Consider the following 16,455-nt stretch of genomic DNA (forward strand, 5'->3'; position numbering starts at 1 on the left):
CGTGCGGCCCCCGCGTACAGTCCCCGGCATGACCGAGCTGCACGGAGCCTCCGTCGTCCTGCGCGGCACCGTCCCCGGGGACGTGACCGCCCTGGCCGCGATCCGGGCCACCCCCGAGGTGCGGGCGCGGTGGCGGGGCGGGGACGACATGGCGGCGGAGGTCGCCTCCGACCTGGAGGATCCCGGCACCCACTGCCTGACCGTCCGTCACGGCGGCCGGATCGTCGGCATGATCCAGTGGTACGCGGAGGAGGACCCCGACTACCGCCACGCCGGCATCGACCTCTTCCTCGACCCCCAGGTCCACGGCAAGGGGCTGGGCACCGATGCCGTCCGGACCCTGGCCCGCCACCTCGTCGACGACCTCGGCCACCACCGGCTCGTCATCGACCCCGCCGCCGACAACGCGCCCGCGATCCGCTGCTACGAGAAGGCCGGGTTCCGGCCGGTGGGAGTGATGCGCCAATACGAGCGCGGCGCCGACGGCACCTGGCACGACGGGCTGCTCATGGACCTGCTGGCCGACGAGCTGGTGCGCTGACCGCGCCCCCCGCCACGCAGGGGCGTCACCGCGCGTGGCGGAGCCCCACCCGGCCGGTACTAGACTCTGGACCTGTGGTGGATACACAGTACGAAGACCTGTTGAAGCTGGTGCTCGAGTCGGGGACGGCCAAGGCCGACCGGACGGGAACCGGCACCCGAAGTGTCTTCGGACACCAGCTCCGCTATGACCTCTCGCAAGGGTTCCCGCTGGTCACCACGAAGAAGGTACACCTCAAGTCCATCGTGTACGAGCTGCTGTGGTTCCTGCGCGGCGACTCGAACGTCGGCTGGCTGCGGGAGCACGGCGTGACCATCTGGGACGAGTGGGCCGACGAGAACGGCGACCTCGGCCCGGTCTACGGCGCCCAGTGGCGCTCCTGGCCCGCCCCCGACGGCCGGCACATCGACCAGATCAGCCAGGTCCTCGACACCCTGCGCCGTGACCCCGACTCCCGGCGGATGATCGTCTCGGCGTGGAACGTCGCCGAACTGGACCGCATGGCCCTCGCCCCCTGCCACGCCTTCTTCCAGTTCCACGTCGCCGACGGCAGGCTCTCCTGCCAGCTCTACCAGCGCAGCGCCGACCTGTTCCTCGGCGTCCCGTTCAACATCGCCAGCTACGCGCTGCTCACCCACATGGTGGCGCAGCAGACCGGACTGCGGCCGGGCGACTTCATCTGGACCGGCGGCGACTGCCACATCTACGACAACCACGTCCAGCAGGTCACCGAGCAGCTGTCGCGCACGCCCTTCGACTTCCCGCAGCTGCGCCTGCGCGAGGCGGACTCGCTGTTCGACTACGCCTACTCCGACGTGGAGATCGTGGACTACAAGCACCACCCGGCGATCAAGGCCCCGGTGGCGGTGTGAACGTCGGGCTCATCTGGGCACAGAACCCCGACGGCGTGATCGGCGCCGACAACGGGATCCCGTGGCGGCTGCCGGAGGACATGGCGCACTTCAAGGCGACCACCCTCGGCCACCCCGTGATCATGGGGCGCAGGACGTGGGACTCGCTCCCCGCGCGGTTCCGTCCGCTGAGCGGCCGGCGCAACATCGTGGTGACGCGCAACCCGCACTGGACCGCCGAAGGCGCCCAGCGGGCCGGCTCCCTCGCCTCGGCACTGGAGCTGGCGGCCGGATCCGCGCAGGTCGGGGACGAGCCGGGGACCGGGGGCGAGAGAGAGCCCGGGACCGCGGCGGGGCCGGGCCCCGAGGCCCCTTCCGCCTGGGTGATCGGCGGCGGCGAGATCTACCGTGCGGCCCTGCCGTACGCCACGACGCTCTCCGTGACGGAGGTCGACGCGCCGGTGACCGGCGACACCTTCGCCCCGTCGCTCGACCGGGCCTGGCGGATCACCGAGGACACCGGATGGCTGTCCTCCACGACGGAGCTGCGCTACCGCATCCGCCGCTACGCCCGGCCGTGACGCACCGGTGACGGCCGGGCGCGGACCGGGGAACCGTCCCGGTCCGCGCCCGCGGCCTCAGGCCGCCGTGTCGAAGGTGTAGTGGCGGGTGTGGTCCAGCATGTCGGCCGGGGTGACGTCGTTCCACGGCCGCATGGTGTCGTTCAGGTCCACGACGTTCGGGGTGCCCGCGGCCGGGAGGTAGGCCGAGCGCGGGTGCCGGGCCTGCCAGTCGGCCCACAGCTTGTCGACGAAGGCGTGGTGCAGCCAGAAGACCGGGTCGTTCGGGGAGACACCGGTGGCCATCTGCCCGCCCACCCACACGTGGACGCGGTTGTGCAGGTTCACCCCGCGCCAGCCTTCGAGGTGGTTGCGGAACCCGTCCGACGAGCTGTTCCAGGGCGCCGTGTCGTACGTCTCCATGGCGAGGACGGAGTCCACCTCGGCGCGCGTGGGCAGCTGCCGGCCGCCCGCGCCGAGGTCGCGGCGGAGGTAGTCGCGGCCGTCGACGCGCACGTTGACGGTCCAGCGGCCGGCGGCGCGGGCGAACGGTCCGTCGGTGACCTGACCGTCGCGGGCCCGGCCGGTGCCGCCGAGGAAGTCGGGCGCCCACAGCGAGGAACGGGCCGTGCGGTCGGCCGTCCAGTCCCAGTAGGGGAGGGTGACGGTCGCGTCGACGGACCGCAGCGCCTGCTCGAACTCTATGAGGAAGCGCCGGTGCCAGGGCAGGAACGACGGCGACCGGTGGCCGACCCGGTCGCCGGTGTCGGTGTCGCCCATGATGAAGGCGTTGTGCGTGGTGACGAAGGTGTCGTACCGGCCGCTGCGCTTGAGCTCGAGAAGGGCGTCGACGAAGCGTCGCTTCTCATCGGCGGTGAGGGCGGCCTGGTTCTTGCGTACGGTCATGGTGGTGCTGCTCCTGGATCGGTCGGGTCAGGTGAGGGTGAGCGGGACGAGCGGGGCGCCCTGCAGTTCCCGTACGGCCGCGCGGGCGGCCGCCTTGGGCGTGGCGACGGGCTCGTAGTGCGTGATCACGCTGATCCAGGTGCCGTCGGCGTTCTGCATCACGTGCAGTTCCTCGCCGTCGATCGTGACGGTGTAGCCGCCGGTGTGGTGCCCCCCGTGGTGTCCGCCGCCGTGCGAGGGGCCGCCCTTGATGCGGCGGCCCTGGTAGACCTCGTCGAAGGAACCCGGGGCGGCGGCGGCTCCGGCGGCCGGAGCGGCGGTACGGGCCGTGGCGGCGTCGGCGTGCCCGGCCAGGGCGAGCCCCGCGGCGGCGCCGGCCGCGGCGCCCGCGGCGACACCCAGGGCCTTGCGGCGGGTGATGCTGGACATGGAAAAACCCCCTGTGTCTGTGCGACCGGGGGATTGGTCATATGCCCCCGGCGATTTCCATCGGTATCGCGAGGGATCGGACGGGTGGAAATCGCCACGGGGAGGTTGGCCGCGATACGGACAACCTGTCGCGAAAAGTGCAGAGTTGAACGGAGTTGATCTTGCGGTGCGGCGGCCGCGGAGGGCCCGGCGGCGAAAGACTTGCGGAGAAAGTGATCATCTCGTGAATGATCTTTCGGTCCGGTGTCCGGCGTGTGGCGGAGCCCACGCCCGCACTCTGGCCGGATCCGCACCACGGGACGAGCGCCCGCCCGCCCGCAATCACCGGAAACCTCGGCTCCCGGCCGCACGGGGCGTTAGCGTGGCCGGCATGCGCGAAGTGATCACTGAGGACCGCCGGACCCTGGCGGTGGAGGAGTGGGGAGACCCGGCCGGAACACCGGTCGTCTACCTGCACGGCAGTCCCATGAGCCGACTCGCCCGCTACCCGGACGAGTCCCTGTTCCACGAGCTCGGCGTCCGGCTGATCACCTTCGACCGGCCCGGATTCGGCTGCTCCACCCCGAGGCCGGGCCGCCGGGTGGTGGACGCCGCGGACGACGTGGCCGCCATAGCCGACGCCCTCGGCCTGGACCGCTTCCCCGTGTTCGGGGTCTCGGGAGGGGGCCCGCACGCCATGGCCTTCGCGGCCCTGTTCCCCGAGCGGGTGACCCGGCTCGGAACGCTGGCGAGCCTGGCACCGCGGGACGCGGACGGGCTGGACTGGACGGCGGGCATGAACGAGGGCAACCGGCGCAGCGCCGCGGCCGCCCTGGCCGGCCGCGAGGCGGTCGGGGAACACCTGGCACGCGTGGACACGACCGACCTGCCGCCCATGCCCGCCATCGAGCAGGCGGTCTTCGCCCGGCCCGAGATCGGCGCCATGATCGGCCCGGCGTTCGACGAGGCGGTCCGCCCGGGCCTCGACGGCTGGGCCGACGACGTCACGGCCCTGTTCGGTACGGAGTGGGGATTCGACCCGGCCGGCATCACCGTCCCGGTGCGGCTGTGGCACGGCGGGCTCGACACGCTGGTCCCTCCCGCGCACGGCGAGTGGCTCGCCGCCCGCATCCGCACCGCGACGCTCATCCGCCAGCCCGACGCGGGGCACGGCGGCCATTTCGACGCCACCCCGGCGATGCTCGCCTGGCTGCTCGACACAAGCCCCCTCCCGTAGACCCCCTTCCGTCACGGGACCGTCGGAGCGCGTCGGTCCCTCACGGCGCGGCTCCCGGCGGACGAGCCGTCAAGAGCCCGCGGCGCGCCGCGCCGGCGGACGGTCCGTCAGGAATGCGTGGCGCGGCTCCCGGCGGACGGCCCATGAGGAATGCGTGGCGCGACTCCCGACGGAGGGGCCGTCGAAATTCCGTGGCACGCCGCGCCGGCGGACGCGAGGATGCCGGGCATGGAAACAGGCGAGCCCGTCGACGGCCCCGGCGACGCGTCGGCGGTGACCCGGTGGACGCGGTCGACCGTCCACACCGACATGTGGGTCGACCCCGACGACGATCCGCGCGAGGACGCCGACGAGGGCATCGACGAGCGCACCGCGCTGCTCGCCGCCCTCCGGCACTTCCGCCTCACCCTGGCAATGAAGTGCGCCGGCCTGGACGCCGGGCAGCTGGCCCGGCGCGCCGTGCCCCCGTCCACGATGTCCCTGCTCGGCCTCGTGCGGCACATGGCCGAGGACGAACGGCACTTCCGCCGGCTCGCCGGCGAGGACCTGCCCAGGATCTACCGCACCGCCGAGGACCGCGACGGGGACTGGAACGGCGCCGTCGCCGACCCGGAGGTCGCCACGGACGCCTGGGACCGGTGGCGGGCCGAGAGGGAGGAGACCGACCGGTTCATCGCCGGCTTCACCGACCTCGGCACCCGGACCGGCGGCGGAGAGCGGCTGCGGGACCTCCTGGTCATGCAGATCACGGAGTACGCGCGGCACTGCGGCCACGCCGACCTCCTGCGCGAGCGGCTCGACGGCCGCGTGGGCCAGTGACCTCACGGCCCCCACGGCCGTCGGCACCGGCTGCGCACACGAAGGGGCCCGCCCCGTCCGGGGCGGGCCCCTGGTCGTGCCCGGCCGGCGGGCCGGGGGGCGTGGGGCGTCAGTGGGCGCCCGCGTAGACGCGGCTCGCGAACTCCGCGATCTGCTTGTCGGTGAGGTTCTGCGCGAGGTTGGCCTCCGAGATCATTCCGCAGAGGCGGTGATCGTTCTGCATGTCGATCACCGGCAGCCGCTTCACCTGGTGCTGCTCCATGACGTGCAGGGCGTCCGTCGCCGACGCGTCCGCGTCGATCCAGTGCAGCTCGCCGCCGAGGGAACCGCACTCGACCTGAGCGGGGTCCTTCCCGTCGGCCACGCACTGGACGACGATGTCGCGGTCGGTGACCATGCCCTTCAGCTTGTCGTCGTCGCCGCAGATGGGCAGCGCGCCCACGTGCAGTTCGCGCATCATCCGCGCCGCGTCCCGCAGCGACTCGTGCTCACCCACACACTGCGCGCCCGCCGTCATGATGTCGCGGGCCTTCAGTGCCTTGTCCTGCGCCATGATCGCTCCTCCTCGGCTGTCGACATGGGTGTGTACAGGACCGGTTTCCCTGTCTTTCCATCGGAACACGCGCACGCGTCGGCTGCCATGCTGCGAGGCCCCGGAACACCTGCCCGGTCGGCGGGCCTCCGGTGGCGTGTGTCTACGGAGAGGTGGAGCGGCGCTGGTCGCTCTCGTTGCGCAGGTCGGTGGTGTGCCGGGTGAGGGTGTCCACGCGTGCGGCGAGGTCGGGGTGGCGGCGGGCCAGGTGGGCGTGGGTGCGGGAGAGCGGTTCGAGCAGCTGGGCCGGGTTGCTGTCCGCGAGGGCCTCGTCGAGGTCCTGGCGCAGGGCCGGGGGGAGGGAGTCGAGGGCGGTGATCTGCCCGGCGAGCCGACGCAGGTCGGCCGCGTTCCCGTGGGCCCAGGCGGTGACGGAACGGTCGGCCGCGCGGCGGTCGCGCGTGGCCTGGACGCGCTGCTCCGCGGTGCTGCCGGGATTCCCGGGCCGTACGCGCAGATAGCGGCGCTCGGCCGCCTGGCGGCTGGTGACGCCGAGTGGATGGGCGAGGTCGGCCCAGCTGGCGCCGGCGTCCCGGGCGGCCTCGATGAGGCCCGGCTCCCAGCCGGCGAGCTGTTCGCGCAGCTCGCGCAGGAGCAGGAGGGCGGCGAGCGCTTCCTCCGACGAGGTGCTCTCGGGCGTCTCCCCGGACTCCCCGGACTCCCCGGAGGAGGCGGACGGCGCCGTACGGGCCTGGCGGAGGGTCTCGTCGATCGCGGCGAGGGCCGAGAGGGCCGCCTGGAAGGCGACGGGATGTCCCGCGGTGGGATGTTCGGGTCCTGCCATGGTCACTCCCTCACCTTTGTCGTCGATCCGTTTTGTCGTCGATCCGTTGACGTCGGAGTTGTCGTCCATCCGTTGACATGTTACAACGGAGTCAGGTGAAGCGCATTGGCAGTCATTGCCTGATCCACTGGAGGTGTTTCGCGATGTTGATGCGCACCGACCCGTTCCGCGAGCTCGACCGGCTCACGCAGCAGATGCTGGGCACCGCCGGCACCTGGTCCCGTCCCTCCCCGGTCCCGATGGACGCGTACCGCGAAGGCGACGACTACGTGATCGTCATGGACCTGCCCGGTGTCTCGACGGACGCGATCGACATCGACGTCGAGCGGAACATGCTGACGGTCAAGGCGGAGCGCCGCCCCGTCGCGAAGGCCGACGACGTGCAGATGGAGCTGTCCGAGCGGCCGCTCGGCGTCTTCTCCCGGCAGCTGATGCTGGCCGACACGCTCGACACCGAGAAGATCACGGCCGACTACGTCGCGGGCGTCCTCACGCTCCGCATCCCGATCGCCGAGCGCGCGAAGCCCCGCAAGATCAGCATCAGTCGCGGCGACGACCGCAAGCAGATCAGCGGCTGAGCCGCCACCAGGCCGGGAGCGGAGGGCGGAAGTCGCTCCCCCTCCTTTCCTCCTCCGCCCTCCGCTCCCCGCACCCCGCACCCGTTCGCGAAGGGGGCCCTGATGAGACTGCGCTGGGAGACCTTCCTCGACTCCGTCCAGGAGCGGGGTGCCTACGACACGCCCCAGGAGGCCGAGCGCGCCGCCCGCACCGTGCTGGCGCTGCTCGGCGCGCATCTGGTCGGCGACGTCCGTGCCGCGCTCGCCGCCCGCCTCCCGGAGACCTTCTCCGTCATCCTGCTCAACCCGCTCCAGGCCGTCGAACCGCTCTCGCCGGAGCGCTTCGTCCGCGCGACGGCCGCGTGGATCGAAGGCGCCACGGAGCGGACCGCGGCGTGGGACGTCAGCGCCGTCCTCAGCGTCGTCGCGGATGCCGCCGGCGAGGAGCTCACGGCCCAGATGCTCCTCCAGCTCCCGCCCGGCTACGACCTCCTCTTCGGCCGGCCGCACCTCCCGAGGTGACCGGCACCCCTGTCAAACCTGTTCGCTCCGCCCGGGTGGCGTCCGTCCCCCGGGCCCGAAGAGAACGGCGGTCCACACCACCATGACACTCCAGGCCGAGACCATGACCTCCGCCCCGGCGCCCGCGGCCGCGCCGCCCTCCGAGCGCGCCGCCGTGTCGTACACGGCGCTGCTCGAACGGGTCCGTTACGAGGGCGCGTACCCGACCCGCGAACGCGCCGAGGAAGCGGTCCGCTCGGTGCTCGCGGCCCTCGGCCGGCAGCTCGTCGGTGACGAGCGGGTCGAGCTCGCCGCCCGTCTCCCCGTCGAAGCGGCCCTGGTGCTCACCGCCCAGATCCCCGCCACCACGCCGCTCACCGGCTGGGAGTTCGTCAAGGACCTCGCCCGGCGCACCGGCGGCAGCCCGGCCACCACCCGCTGGAACGTCGGCGCCGTCCTCGCCCCCGTCTCCCAGCTGGTCGGCTCCGACCTGGTGGACCGCATCATCGACCAGCTCCCGCCCGGCTACGCGCTCCTCTTCGGCAAGGCCGACCTCCGTCCGGCCCGCCGACCGGCCCACGAGGCGCAGGGCGCGCGCGACTGAGCCGTCGGCCCTCGCGGCAGCCCGGATGAGCCGGCTCACCCGGGCTGCCGCGAGGGCGCCTCGCCCGCCCGATGAGCGGCGGCCTCGGCGGCGGTGAACGAGGAGGCGAAGGTGAACGCGCGCGGGGACGGCCCGTGCGCGCGCAGCTCCGCGAGCCGCTCCAGGGCCTCGCCGACGCCCGGCCGGTGACCGGCGGGCACCCACCACAGCACCAGGTGCGCCTCGACGTGCCGCTCGAACCACTCACGGCGCCGCCGCATGACCTCCAGGTGTCCACTGCGGTACGTGAAGTCCCACAGGGCCTCCCGTGACTCCCACACCGTCAGATTCACGATGACGTCCTCACCGGCCGGGCGCAGGCCGGTGGCGTCGGCCGCGCCGTCCTCCACGAGCCGCCACACGAAACCGGGCGCGCGGTCGGCGGCCGCGTTGACCGGGTCGAGCATCTCGGCGAACGGCGCGATGCGGGGGTCGTCGAAGGGGTAGCGGAGTGTGGCCACGTTGAGCTGGGCGAGATGGGCGTGCGGGGCCGAGGGCGCGGTCGAGGTCATGGCCTCATCCCAGCACGCCCCGTATTTCTATGTCAATGCTCGTTGTTTTTAGAGGCTTCGACGACGACGCAGCACTCCCCGGGGCGGGGGTCCATGCGCGCGCTGACCGGTCCGCCGGTGCCGAGCAGCCCTTCCAGGAGGGCGAGGTTCATGCCGCAGACGAGCGGCGGAAAGCGTTCCGCGACCGCGTGGAAGGGGCAGTTGCGCATGCGTACGACCGTTCCGGCCCGCCCGGCGACCGCCTGGCCGTCCGTGACCGCCCCCGGGCCCTCGATCGCCCTTTCGTCCGCGGCCCTTGGACCGTCCGCGGCCTCCTCCGCATACGGCTCGTATCCCCGCGCGGCCAGGATCCGCCTCGCCTCGTCGAGATCGCCGCAGGGAGCGGCCGAACCGCGCAGGGCCTCGCCCCTGCGCCGCGCCGCCGCGCAGAGCCCGGCGTCGAGGCCGGCCTCCTCGGCGGCCTGGGCCAGCAGTTCGGCGGCGGTGCGGTAGTCCCGGGCGGGCAGTGACACCGACCGCTCGCCCCGGGCCCGCGTGTACACCTTCGCCGGCCGCCCCGCGCCCGGCCCCGACCGGCCGGTCAGGCGCCGGCTCCCGCTCACCAGCAGGCCGGCCTCGGTCAGCCTCTCCAGATGGTGCGCGGCGAGCGTGCGCGCCACCCCCGCCGCCTCGGCGGCCTCGTTGCGCCCGACCTCGCGTCCCTGCGCCACGACGTACTCGTACAGGCGCCGCCGCACCGGATCCTGCAGCACGGCGATCGCGTCGATGTCCTCCATCTCGCCATTCTAGGAACGACGGGGGTGAGCGATAGAAGAGCCGGTTCGACGAGCCGCTTGCTGAACCTATCGACTTTCGATAGATTTCCATTGCTACTCGATCGAAGGGAGAGGTGATGGGAAAGCTGACGGTGCTCGCGCTCCGCGCCGTGCTCGTGATGCTGCTCGCCGGCTCGGTGTTCGTACAGACGGTCATGGTTCCGCTGCTGGCCATCGACATGAACGGGCTCGACGCCGACGTCGCCCATCTGCGCACACCGGTCCTCGTGATCCTGGTGCTGGGCGTGGTGACGGTCCAGGTGGTCCTGGCATGTGTGTGGCGCCTGGTGACGATGGTGCGCCGGGGGACCGTCTTCTCCCACGCCGCCTTCCGTTACGTGCACGTCGTCATCGGCGCGGTCGTGGCGGCCGCCCTGCTGGTGTTCTCGCTCGGAGTCGTCCTCGCGCCCGGCGAGGCCGTCGCGCCCGGCATCGTCCTGCTGATCGGCGGCCTCGGCCTCGCGGTCCTGGGAGTCGCCCTCGTCGTGCTCGTCCTGCGCATGCTGCTCGCCCAGGCCGTCGCACGCGACGTGGAGGCGACCGAGATGCGGGCCGAACTGGACGAGGTGATCTGATGCCGATCGCCGTCGACATCGACGTCATGCTCGCCAGGCGCAAGATGTCCGTGGGCGAACTCGCGGAACGCGTCGGCATCACCCCCGCCAACCTGGCCGTCCTCAAGAACGGACGCGCCAAGGCGGTCCGGTTCACCACCCTCGCCGCGCTGTGCGAGGTGCTCGAATGCCAGCCGGGGGACCTGCTGCGCTGGGAGGCCGAGGACCCCGAGGCCGCCGGAGACGCCGCGGGCGCCGCGCAGTCGGAGGACCCCGCGGACACCGTCGGCGCCTGACGCCCGCCCCGGCCGGACGCCGCCGGCCGCCTCCGGCCGACCGTCCGGGGCGCCGCCGCGCACCCCGCACGACGGTCCGCGCCCCGCGCGCCCGTCCGGCGCGGCCGCCGTCAGCGCACCGGATCCGCCCCCGGTACCCGGCGCCCGTACGCGAGCAGCAGCAGCTCCTGCGCGGGTCGGGCCACCGTGCGGCCCGACCCGTAGGACCAGTCGAGGTCGGTGGCCCGCAGCTCGACGCCGTCGAGCCGCGCCCCGAAGAAGCGCAGGGTCCGCGGCGCGACGGTGTCCAGCACGATCCGCAGACGCTCCTCGGGCACCCGCCGGCCCAGGCCGAGTGCGACGGTGATGTCCAGTCCGTGCACGACGTCGTGCCCCAGCGCCGCCGCCCGGCCGCCCACGGGCGGCCCCCACGGGTGAGCGGCGTTGTCCCGCAGCGCGGCGGCGAGCTCCCGCGGGGACAGAGCGGCCGCGTCCCGGCGCGCGACGCGGTCGGTCATCCGGTGCAGACGGCCGCCCGCCCGGACCAGCTCCAGGGCCGTCCTGCCGAACGAGTACCGGAACCCCATGCTCATGTGCGCGGCGACCTCCCGGACCCGCCACCCGTCGCACAGGCTCGGAGCATCCCACTGCGCCTCGCTCAACCGGTCCAGTACGCCGGCCAGTTCGACCCGCTCGGCCGCGATCGCGGCCCCGATGTCCACCGCTGCAGTGCTCATGATCAACAGCGTCCCCGACCCCTCGCCGGAAGTCCAAGACAGAGGGCTGCTCGCCACTAGCATCGCCGCTTATGGAACTCCGCCAGTTGCAGTACCTCGTCACCGTCGTCGAGAAGGGCAGCTTCACCCGCGCCGCCGCCGGCCTCCACGTCGCCCAGCCGGGCGTGAGCGCCCAGATCCGGCAGCTCGAACGGGAGCTCGGCCAGCCCCTCCTCGACCGGTCCGGGCGCACCGTGACCACCACCGAGGTGGGCGACGCCGTCCTTCCCTACGCGCGGGCGGCGCTCGCGGCCGTCGAGGGGATGCGGCAGACGGTGGAGGAGTACACCGGACTGCTCCGCGGACACGTCCGCCTCGGCCTCGTCTCGGGCGCCGCCACCGACGAGTTCGACCTGGCGACGCTGCTCGCCGACTTCCACGGCGAACACCCCGGGATCGAGATATCCCTCACCGAGGACTCCTCGGCCCACATGCTGACGGCCCTGCGCCGAGGCGAACTCGACCTCGCCGTCATCGGCGTCGCCGCCGACGACGTCCCGCCGGACATCAACCTCCAGATCCTGATCGACACGCCGCTGGTCGCCGCCATGGCCCCGGGCGACCCGCTCCTGCGCACCACCGGAGGAACGACGCTTCCCCTGGCCGAGCTCGCCGCGCGCCCGCTCATCAGCCTCCCGCGCGGCACCGGGATCCGCGGCACGCTCGAACGCGCCTGCCGCAAGGCCGGCTTCACGCCGCGCATCGCCTTCGAGGCCGCCGCGCCGACCCTGCTCGCGCGGCTCGCCTCCCGTGGTCTCGGCGTCGCCGTCCTGCCGGAGATCCCGCCCGAAGCGGCAGCCGCCCTCGGCCTGCGCACCCTGCCGCTGACCGCTCCCGACCTGCGCGGCCGGATCGCCCTCGCCTGGCCCGCCGAGGGCCCCGCCGGACCCGCGGCCAGGGCCCTCCTCACCCGCATGCGCGACGGCCTCCCCCGCACGGTCCGCGCCGCGGCGCACCCCTGACGCGCCGTCGCCCCGCTCCGGGCGTGAGAGCCCCGGCGGGCGGCCGCTTCTGTGCGCGCGCCATGACGCCCGACCTTCGACGGCGGCCGCCAGGTCTTCTCGGTGCGCGGAGCACGCGCGTCACTCGTCGTCGCCCAGCGCTTCCGCGACCACCGCCGCCGCCTCCGCGATCAGGCGGTCGTCATGGGCGTCGTCCGCCCCGCTCCGGCTCGACATGATGGCGATGACGAGGGGAGGGGCGCCGGGCGGCCATGCCACGGCGATGTCGTTGCGGATGCCGTGGACGCCGCCCGTTCCCGTCTTGTCGCCGACCGCCCAGCTCTTGGGGACCCCGGCCCTGATGAGGGTGTCGCCGGTGAGGTTGGTCCGCAGCCATGTGGTGAGCTGTGCGCGTTCCGCGTCGCCGAGCGCGTCGCCGAGCACGAAGGCCCGCAGGTCGCGGGCGAACGCGCGCGGCGTGGTCGTGTTGCGCGTGGCGCCGGGGGACCACCGGTTGAGTTCTGGCTCGCGGTCGTCCACCCGGGTGACGGTGTCGCCCACCGAGGCGAGGGCCCGCTCCAGGCCCTTCGGTCCGCCGAGCGCGTCGAGGAGGAGGTTGGCCGCGGTGTTGTCGCTGTACCGGACGGCGGCCTCGCACAGCTCGCGCAGGGTCATGCCGGTGGCGACGTGCTTCTCGGTGACGGGGGAGTGGGCGACCAGGTCCGCACCCGAGTAGCGGATCACCTCGTCCATGCCGGCGGGCGCGTGCCCGCGCAGGACGGCACCGGCCGCCAGGGCCTTGAACGTGGAGGCGAAGGCGAACCGCAGGTCGCCGTTGTAGGCGACCTCCCGCCCGTCGCCGGTGTCGACGGCGTAGACGCCGAGCCGCGCGTCGTACCTGCGCTCGAGCTCCCCCAGTTCGCGGGCGGCACCGGCGAAGGGCTTCCCGCTCGCGGCGGGCGGCGTCGACACCGACGGCGGGGGAGCGGGAGAGGCCCGTGGGGCGTCGTGGGTGCAGGCGGCGAGCGGGAGGGCGACCGACAGGGCCAGCCCGCCGAGCACCACGCGCCGCACCCGTACGTACCGCATCTTCGTACCTCCTGGTGGTGGGGGAGCACCGAGCACTTCTGGATCAGTGTCCGTGCCGTGGACTAGGTTGTCCCAGTCCGGCAGGCGACTCACCGCGGGGGAAGCATGCTCATGCCCAGGCGCAGCACGTCCAGACCCGACCGCGCCGGCGCCCCGTGACCCCTGCCGCCCACTCCGCCGGGAGCCGCCGGACGAGCCGATGACGGCCTCAGGCGGCGACAGCACTTCTCTTCGCGAACCTCATCGTCAGCAACCGGACGTGCGTGTGCGGGCCCGGGAACGCCCTCGTGGCCCCCACCCGTCGCGTACTCCTGTACTCCCCTTGGAGCCATCGACGTGACCGTGCGAATAACCTCCCCCCGTCGTACCACCATCCTCTTCCTGGTGTGTGCCGCCCTGGCCGCCACAAGCGCCTGCGGCAACCAGAGGGACGACCGCGGAGAGGGCGGCAAGCCGAAGAGCGCAGCCTCCGACGCCCCCCTCAGCGACCGGCTGCCCGCGGACGTCCGGTCCGCCGGCGTGATCAGGGTCGGCTCCGACATCGCCTACCCGCCGGTCGAGTTCAAGGACGCCTCGGGCCGGACGGTCGGCCTCGACGTGGACATCGCCCAGGCCCTGGGCCGCCAGCTCGGCGTGGAACTCCGCTTCGAGAACGGCACGTTCGACACCCTCGTCACCGGACTGCGCGCCGACCGGTACGACATCATCATGTCGGCCATGAACGACACCAAGGACCGTCAGAACGGTGTCGACCCGGCCACCGGCAAGAAGGTCGGCGAGGGCCTGGACTTCGTCGACTACTTCAACGCCGGGGTCTCCCTCTACGGCCGCAGGCAGCACGCCGGCACCGTCAAGGGCTGGAAGGACCTGTGCGGGAAGACCGTCGCCGTCCAGCGCGGCGCCGTCGCCCACAACCTGCTCAAGACCGAGAGCGCCGGCTGCACCCGCTCCGGCAGGCCCGCCATCGACATCGAGGCGTTCGACACCGACGCCGAGGCCCAGATGCGGGTCCGCAGCAACGGAGCCGACTTCGGCAGCTCCGACTTCCCGGCCGCCGCGTACGCCGTGAAGACCTCCGGCGGAGGCAAGGACCTGGCCCTGATCGGCGAGCAGACGGGCGCCCTCCCGTACGGCATCGCCGTCGCCAAGAAGGACACGCGCCTGCGCGACGCGCTCGCCGCGGCCCTCGACGCGATCATCGCCGACGGGCAGTACGGCAGGATCCTGGCCAAGTGGGGCAGCCAGGACGGCGCCGTCACCAGGGCCGTCGTCAACGGCGGTGCCTGATGGCGGGCGCGGACGCCGACATGCGGGCCGTGCCGGTCCGGCACTACGGCCGCTACGCCGCCGCGGTGGTGGTCCTGGCGCTGTTCGGGGCCATCGTCTACGCCTTCGCCCGGGGCCAGGTCAACTGGCGGGCCATCCCCGACTACCTGTTCGACGACCGGGTGCTGCTCGGTGTGCGCGAGACGCTGACGCTGACGGTCCTGTCCATGGTCATCGGGGTGACCGGCGGCATCCTGCTGGCGGTGATGCGCCTGTCGAGGAACCCGGTGACCTCGTCCGTCGCCTGGTTCTACATCTGGTTCTTCCGCGGCACCCCGGTGTACGTGCAGCTGCTGGTCTGGTTCAACCTGGGCCTCGTCTTCGAGTACGTCAACCTCGGGCCGATCTACCAGGACGAGTGGTCGGACTTCATGACCCCGTTCCTCACGGCGCTGCTCGGTCTGGGACTCAACGAGGCCGCCTACATGGCGGAGATCTGCCGGGCCGGCCTGCTCGCGGTCGACGAGGGCCAGACCGAGGCCGCGCACGCCCTCGGCATGCGGCACGGCCGGACGCTGCGGCGGATCGTGATCCCGCAGGCCATGCGGGTGATCGTGCCGCCGACGGGCAACGAGGTCATCAACATGCTGAAGACGACCTCCCTGGTGGCGGCGGTGCAGTACTACGAACTGCTGCGGTACGCGCAGGACATCGGCCAGACCTCCGGCGCCCCCGTGGAGATGCTGTTCCTGGCGGCCGCCTGGTACCTGATCCTGACCTCGGCGCTCAGCGTCGGACAGTACTACCTGGAGCGGTACTACGCCCGCGGCTCGGCGCGGGTCCTGCCGCCGACACCCTGGCAGAAGGTCAGGACCACCCTGTCGACCTTCCGCCGTCCGGAGGTGGGCGCGTGACCGCCATGGTGAAGGCCGAAGGCGTCCACAAGTCCTACGGCGCCGCGCACATCCTCCGCGGCATCGACCTCGAGGTGCAGAACGGGGAGGTGTTCTGCCTGGTCGGCCCGTCCGGGTCCGGCAAGTCCACCTTCCTGCGCTGCATCAACCACCTGGAGCGCATCGACGGCGGCCGGCTCTCGGTCGACGGGCAGCTCGTCGGCTACCGCCAGAAGGGCGACAAGCTCTACGAGCTGAAGGACAGCGAGGTCGCCGCCCAGCGCCGGGACATCGGCATGGTCTTCCAGCGCTTCAACCTCTTCCCCCACATGACGGCCCTCGGCAACGTGATGGAGGCGCCCGTCCAGGTGAAGGGCGAGTCCAAGGCGGTGGCACGCGAGCGCGCCGAGCGCCTGCTCGACCGGGTCGGCCTGCGCGACCGCATGGGCAACTACCCCTCGCAGCTCTCCGGCGGCCAGCAGCAGCGCGTGGCCATCGCCCGCGCGCTGGCGATGGAGCCCAAGCTGATGCTCTTCGACGAGCCGACCTCGGCCCTCGACCCCGAGCTGGTCGGTGACGTCCTCGACGTCATGCGCGACCTCGCCGAGTCGGGCATGACGATGATCGTCGTCACCCACGAGATGGGCTTCGCCCGCGAGGTCGGCGACTCCCTGGTGTTCATGGACGGCGGCGTCGTCGTCGAATCCGGCAACCCCCGCGACGTCCTCACCAACCCCCAGCACGACCGGACCAAGGCATTCCTCTCCAAGGTCCTCTGAGCCCGACACGAAAGGGGCGGTACGGGCACCACGCCCGTACCGCCCCTTCGCGTCATGGGTCCGGGCGCCGGTTCAGTCCGTTCCGCACGGGTTTTCCGTCAGGTCTCCGCAACCGTCCGACGAATTCGCGCCATCCGCCAGACGTCAGAAATACCG

Annotated in this window: 22 protein-coding genes; 14 read left to right on the forward strand and 8 right to left on the reverse strand. The window is 72.7% G+C overall.

Annotation, left to right across the window (positions count from 1 at the left end; all coding sequences use genetic code 11):
• The first annotated feature begins 28 nt into the window (after positions 1-28).
• The 3 genes from ABD954_RS32840 (at position 29) to ABD954_RS32850 (ending at position 1,973) form a co-directional block, all read left to right on the forward strand.
• A complete protein-coding gene (locus ABD954_RS32840) occupies positions 29-541 on the forward strand; it encodes a GNAT family N-acetyltransferase (RefSeq protein WP_345491634.1) in 513 nt (170 codons plus the stop codon).
• A gap of 74 nt (positions 542-615) precedes the next feature.
• Complete coding sequence (locus tag ABD954_RS32845) at positions 616-1,413, forward strand: thymidylate synthase (protein ID WP_345491636.1); 798 nt, start codon at positions 616-618, stop codon at positions 1,411-1,413.
• Positions 1,410-1,973 carry a dihydrofolate reductase gene (locus tag ABD954_RS32850; protein WP_345491638.1) on the forward strand — a complete coding sequence of 188 codons (564 nt, stop codon included), beginning with the start codon at positions 1,410-1,412 and terminating at the stop codon, positions 1,971-1,973. Before ABD954_RS32845 ends, ABD954_RS32850 begins: the two co-directional genes overlap by 4 nt.
• Before the next feature lie 57 nt (positions 1,974-2,030).
• Here the strand turns inward: ABD954_RS32850 and melC2 are convergent, their stop codons facing one another.
• Positions 2,031-2,858 carry a tyrosinase MelC2 gene (gene melC2 / locus ABD954_RS32855; RefSeq protein ID WP_345491640.1) on the reverse strand — a complete coding sequence of 276 codons (828 nt, stop codon included), beginning with the start codon at positions 2,856-2,858 and terminating at the stop codon, positions 2,031-2,033.
• A 27-nt stretch (positions 2,859-2,885) separates the two neighbouring features.
• Positions 2,886-3,287, reverse strand: coding sequence for an apotyrosinase chaperone MelC1 (gene melC1 / locus ABD954_RS32860; protein ID WP_345491642.1), 402 nt, complete (start codon positions 3,285-3,287; stop codon positions 2,886-2,888).
• A gap of 370 nt (positions 3,288-3,657) precedes the next feature.
• Between melC1 and ABD954_RS32865 the strand changes: the two genes are divergently transcribed.
• Both ABD954_RS32865 and ABD954_RS32870 read left to right on the forward strand, forming a co-directional pair.
• Positions 3,658-4,503, forward strand: a complete 846-nt coding sequence (locus ABD954_RS32865; protein ID WP_345491644.1) for an alpha/beta fold hydrolase — start codon at positions 3,658-3,660, stop codon at positions 4,501-4,503.
• A gap of 228 nt (positions 4,504-4,731) precedes the next feature.
• Positions 4,732-5,322 carry a DinB family protein gene (locus ABD954_RS32870; protein WP_345491646.1) on the forward strand — a complete coding sequence of 197 codons (591 nt, stop codon included), beginning with the start codon at positions 4,732-4,734 and terminating at the stop codon, positions 5,320-5,322.
• Positions 5,323-5,431: 109 nt separating this feature from the next.
• Here ABD954_RS32870 and ABD954_RS32875 read toward each other — a convergent pair whose 3' ends face one another.
• Together ABD954_RS32875 and ABD954_RS32880 are read right to left on the reverse strand one after the other, a co-directional pair.
• The gene (locus tag ABD954_RS32875; protein ID WP_345491647.1) at positions 5,432-5,875 is read right to left on the reverse strand and encodes a CBS domain-containing protein; all 444 of its coding nucleotides are present in this window, start codon (positions 5,873-5,875) and stop codon (positions 5,432-5,434) included.
• 142 nt (positions 5,876-6,017) lie between these two features.
• The gene (locus ABD954_RS32880) at positions 6,018-6,698 is read right to left on the reverse strand and encodes a type III effector protein (RefSeq protein ID WP_345491649.1); all 681 of its coding nucleotides are present in this window, start codon (positions 6,696-6,698) and stop codon (positions 6,018-6,020) included.
• 143 nt (positions 6,699-6,841) lie between these two features.
• On the opposite strand from ABD954_RS32880, the gene ABD954_RS32885 reads away from it, so the two are divergent.
• From ABD954_RS32885 to ABD954_RS32895, 3 genes are all read left to right on the forward strand, one after another.
• Complete coding sequence (locus ABD954_RS32885) at positions 6,842-7,276, forward strand: Hsp20/alpha crystallin family protein (RefSeq protein WP_345491651.1); 435 nt, start codon at positions 6,842-6,844, stop codon at positions 7,274-7,276.
• Positions 7,277-7,378: 102 nt separating this feature from the next.
• Complete coding sequence (locus ABD954_RS32890) at positions 7,379-7,777, forward strand: DUF2267 domain-containing protein (protein WP_345491653.1); 399 nt, start codon at positions 7,379-7,381, stop codon at positions 7,775-7,777.
• An 82-nt stretch (positions 7,778-7,859) separates the two neighbouring features.
• Positions 7,860-8,360 (forward strand): DUF2267 domain-containing protein, encoded by a 501-nt coding sequence (locus ABD954_RS32895; protein ID WP_425584094.1) that lies wholly within the window; start codon positions 7,860-7,862, stop codon positions 8,358-8,360.
• A 35-nt stretch (positions 8,361-8,395) separates the two neighbouring features.
• Here ABD954_RS32895 and ABD954_RS32900 read toward each other — a convergent pair whose 3' ends face one another.
• Positions 8,396-8,911 (reverse strand): DUF3291 domain-containing protein, encoded by a 516-nt coding sequence (locus ABD954_RS32900; RefSeq protein WP_345491655.1) that lies wholly within the window; start codon positions 8,909-8,911, stop codon positions 8,396-8,398.
• A gap of 32 nt (positions 8,912-8,943) precedes the next feature.
• Positions 8,944-9,687 (reverse strand): helix-turn-helix transcriptional regulator, encoded by a 744-nt coding sequence (locus ABD954_RS32905; protein ID WP_345491657.1) that lies wholly within the window; start codon positions 9,685-9,687, stop codon positions 8,944-8,946.
• A 116-nt stretch (positions 9,688-9,803) separates the two neighbouring features.
• Between ABD954_RS32905 and ABD954_RS32910 the strand changes: the two genes are divergently transcribed.
• Both ABD954_RS32910 and ABD954_RS32915 read left to right on the forward strand, forming a co-directional pair.
• Entirely contained in the window at positions 9,804-10,301 is a 498-nt protein-coding gene (locus ABD954_RS32910; RefSeq protein ID WP_345491659.1) for a DUF2975 domain-containing protein, read from the forward strand.
• Entirely contained in the window at positions 10,301-10,576 is a 276-nt protein-coding gene (locus ABD954_RS32915; protein ID WP_345491661.1) for a helix-turn-helix domain-containing protein, read from the forward strand. Before ABD954_RS32910 ends, ABD954_RS32915 begins: the two co-directional genes overlap by 1 nt.
• A gap of 110 nt (positions 10,577-10,686) precedes the next feature.
• Here ABD954_RS32915 and ABD954_RS32920 read toward each other — a convergent pair whose 3' ends face one another.
• Positions 10,687-11,292 (reverse strand): maleylpyruvate isomerase family mycothiol-dependent enzyme, encoded by a 606-nt coding sequence (locus tag ABD954_RS32920; RefSeq protein WP_345491663.1) that lies wholly within the window; start codon positions 11,290-11,292, stop codon positions 10,687-10,689.
• A 71-nt stretch (positions 11,293-11,363) separates the two neighbouring features.
• Between ABD954_RS32920 and ABD954_RS32925 the strand changes: the two genes are divergently transcribed.
• Positions 11,364-12,293, forward strand: coding sequence for a LysR family transcriptional regulator (locus tag ABD954_RS32925; RefSeq protein ID WP_345491665.1), 930 nt, complete (start codon positions 11,364-11,366; stop codon positions 12,291-12,293).
• Positions 12,294-12,413: 120 nt separating this feature from the next.
• Here the strand turns inward: ABD954_RS32925 and bla are convergent, their stop codons facing one another.
• Positions 12,414-13,361: a class A beta-lactamase gene (gene bla, locus ABD954_RS32930; protein WP_345491668.1), complete on the reverse strand. Its 948-nt coding sequence runs from the start codon at positions 13,359-13,361 to the stop codon at positions 12,414-12,416.
• Between the two features lie 342 nt (positions 13,362-13,703).
• On the opposite strand from bla, the gene ABD954_RS32935 reads away from it, so the two are divergent.
• The 3 genes from ABD954_RS32935 to ABD954_RS32945 are packed head-to-tail and all read left to right on the forward strand — an operon-like array spanning position 13,704 to position 16,299.
• Positions 13,704-14,648, forward strand: coding sequence for an ABC transporter substrate-binding protein (locus ABD954_RS32935; RefSeq protein WP_425584119.1), 945 nt, complete (start codon positions 13,704-13,706; stop codon positions 14,646-14,648).
• The gene (locus tag ABD954_RS32940; RefSeq protein ID WP_345491670.1) at positions 14,648-15,541 is read left to right on the forward strand and encodes an amino acid ABC transporter permease; all 894 of its coding nucleotides are present in this window, start codon (positions 14,648-14,650) and stop codon (positions 15,539-15,541) included. The genes ABD954_RS32935 and ABD954_RS32940 overlap by 1 nt, the downstream gene beginning before the upstream one ends.
• Complete coding sequence (locus ABD954_RS32945) at positions 15,538-16,299, forward strand: amino acid ABC transporter ATP-binding protein (protein WP_345491672.1); 762 nt, start codon at positions 15,538-15,540, stop codon at positions 16,297-16,299. The genes ABD954_RS32940 and ABD954_RS32945 overlap by 4 nt, the downstream gene beginning before the upstream one ends.
• The last annotated feature ends 156 nt before the right edge of the window (positions 16,300-16,455 follow it).

The sequence above is a fragment of the Streptomyces roseoviridis genome (genome assembly GCF_039535235.1).
Taxonomy (GTDB): Bacteria; Actinomycetota; Actinomycetes; order Streptomycetales; family Streptomycetaceae; genus Streptomyces; species Streptomyces roseoviridis.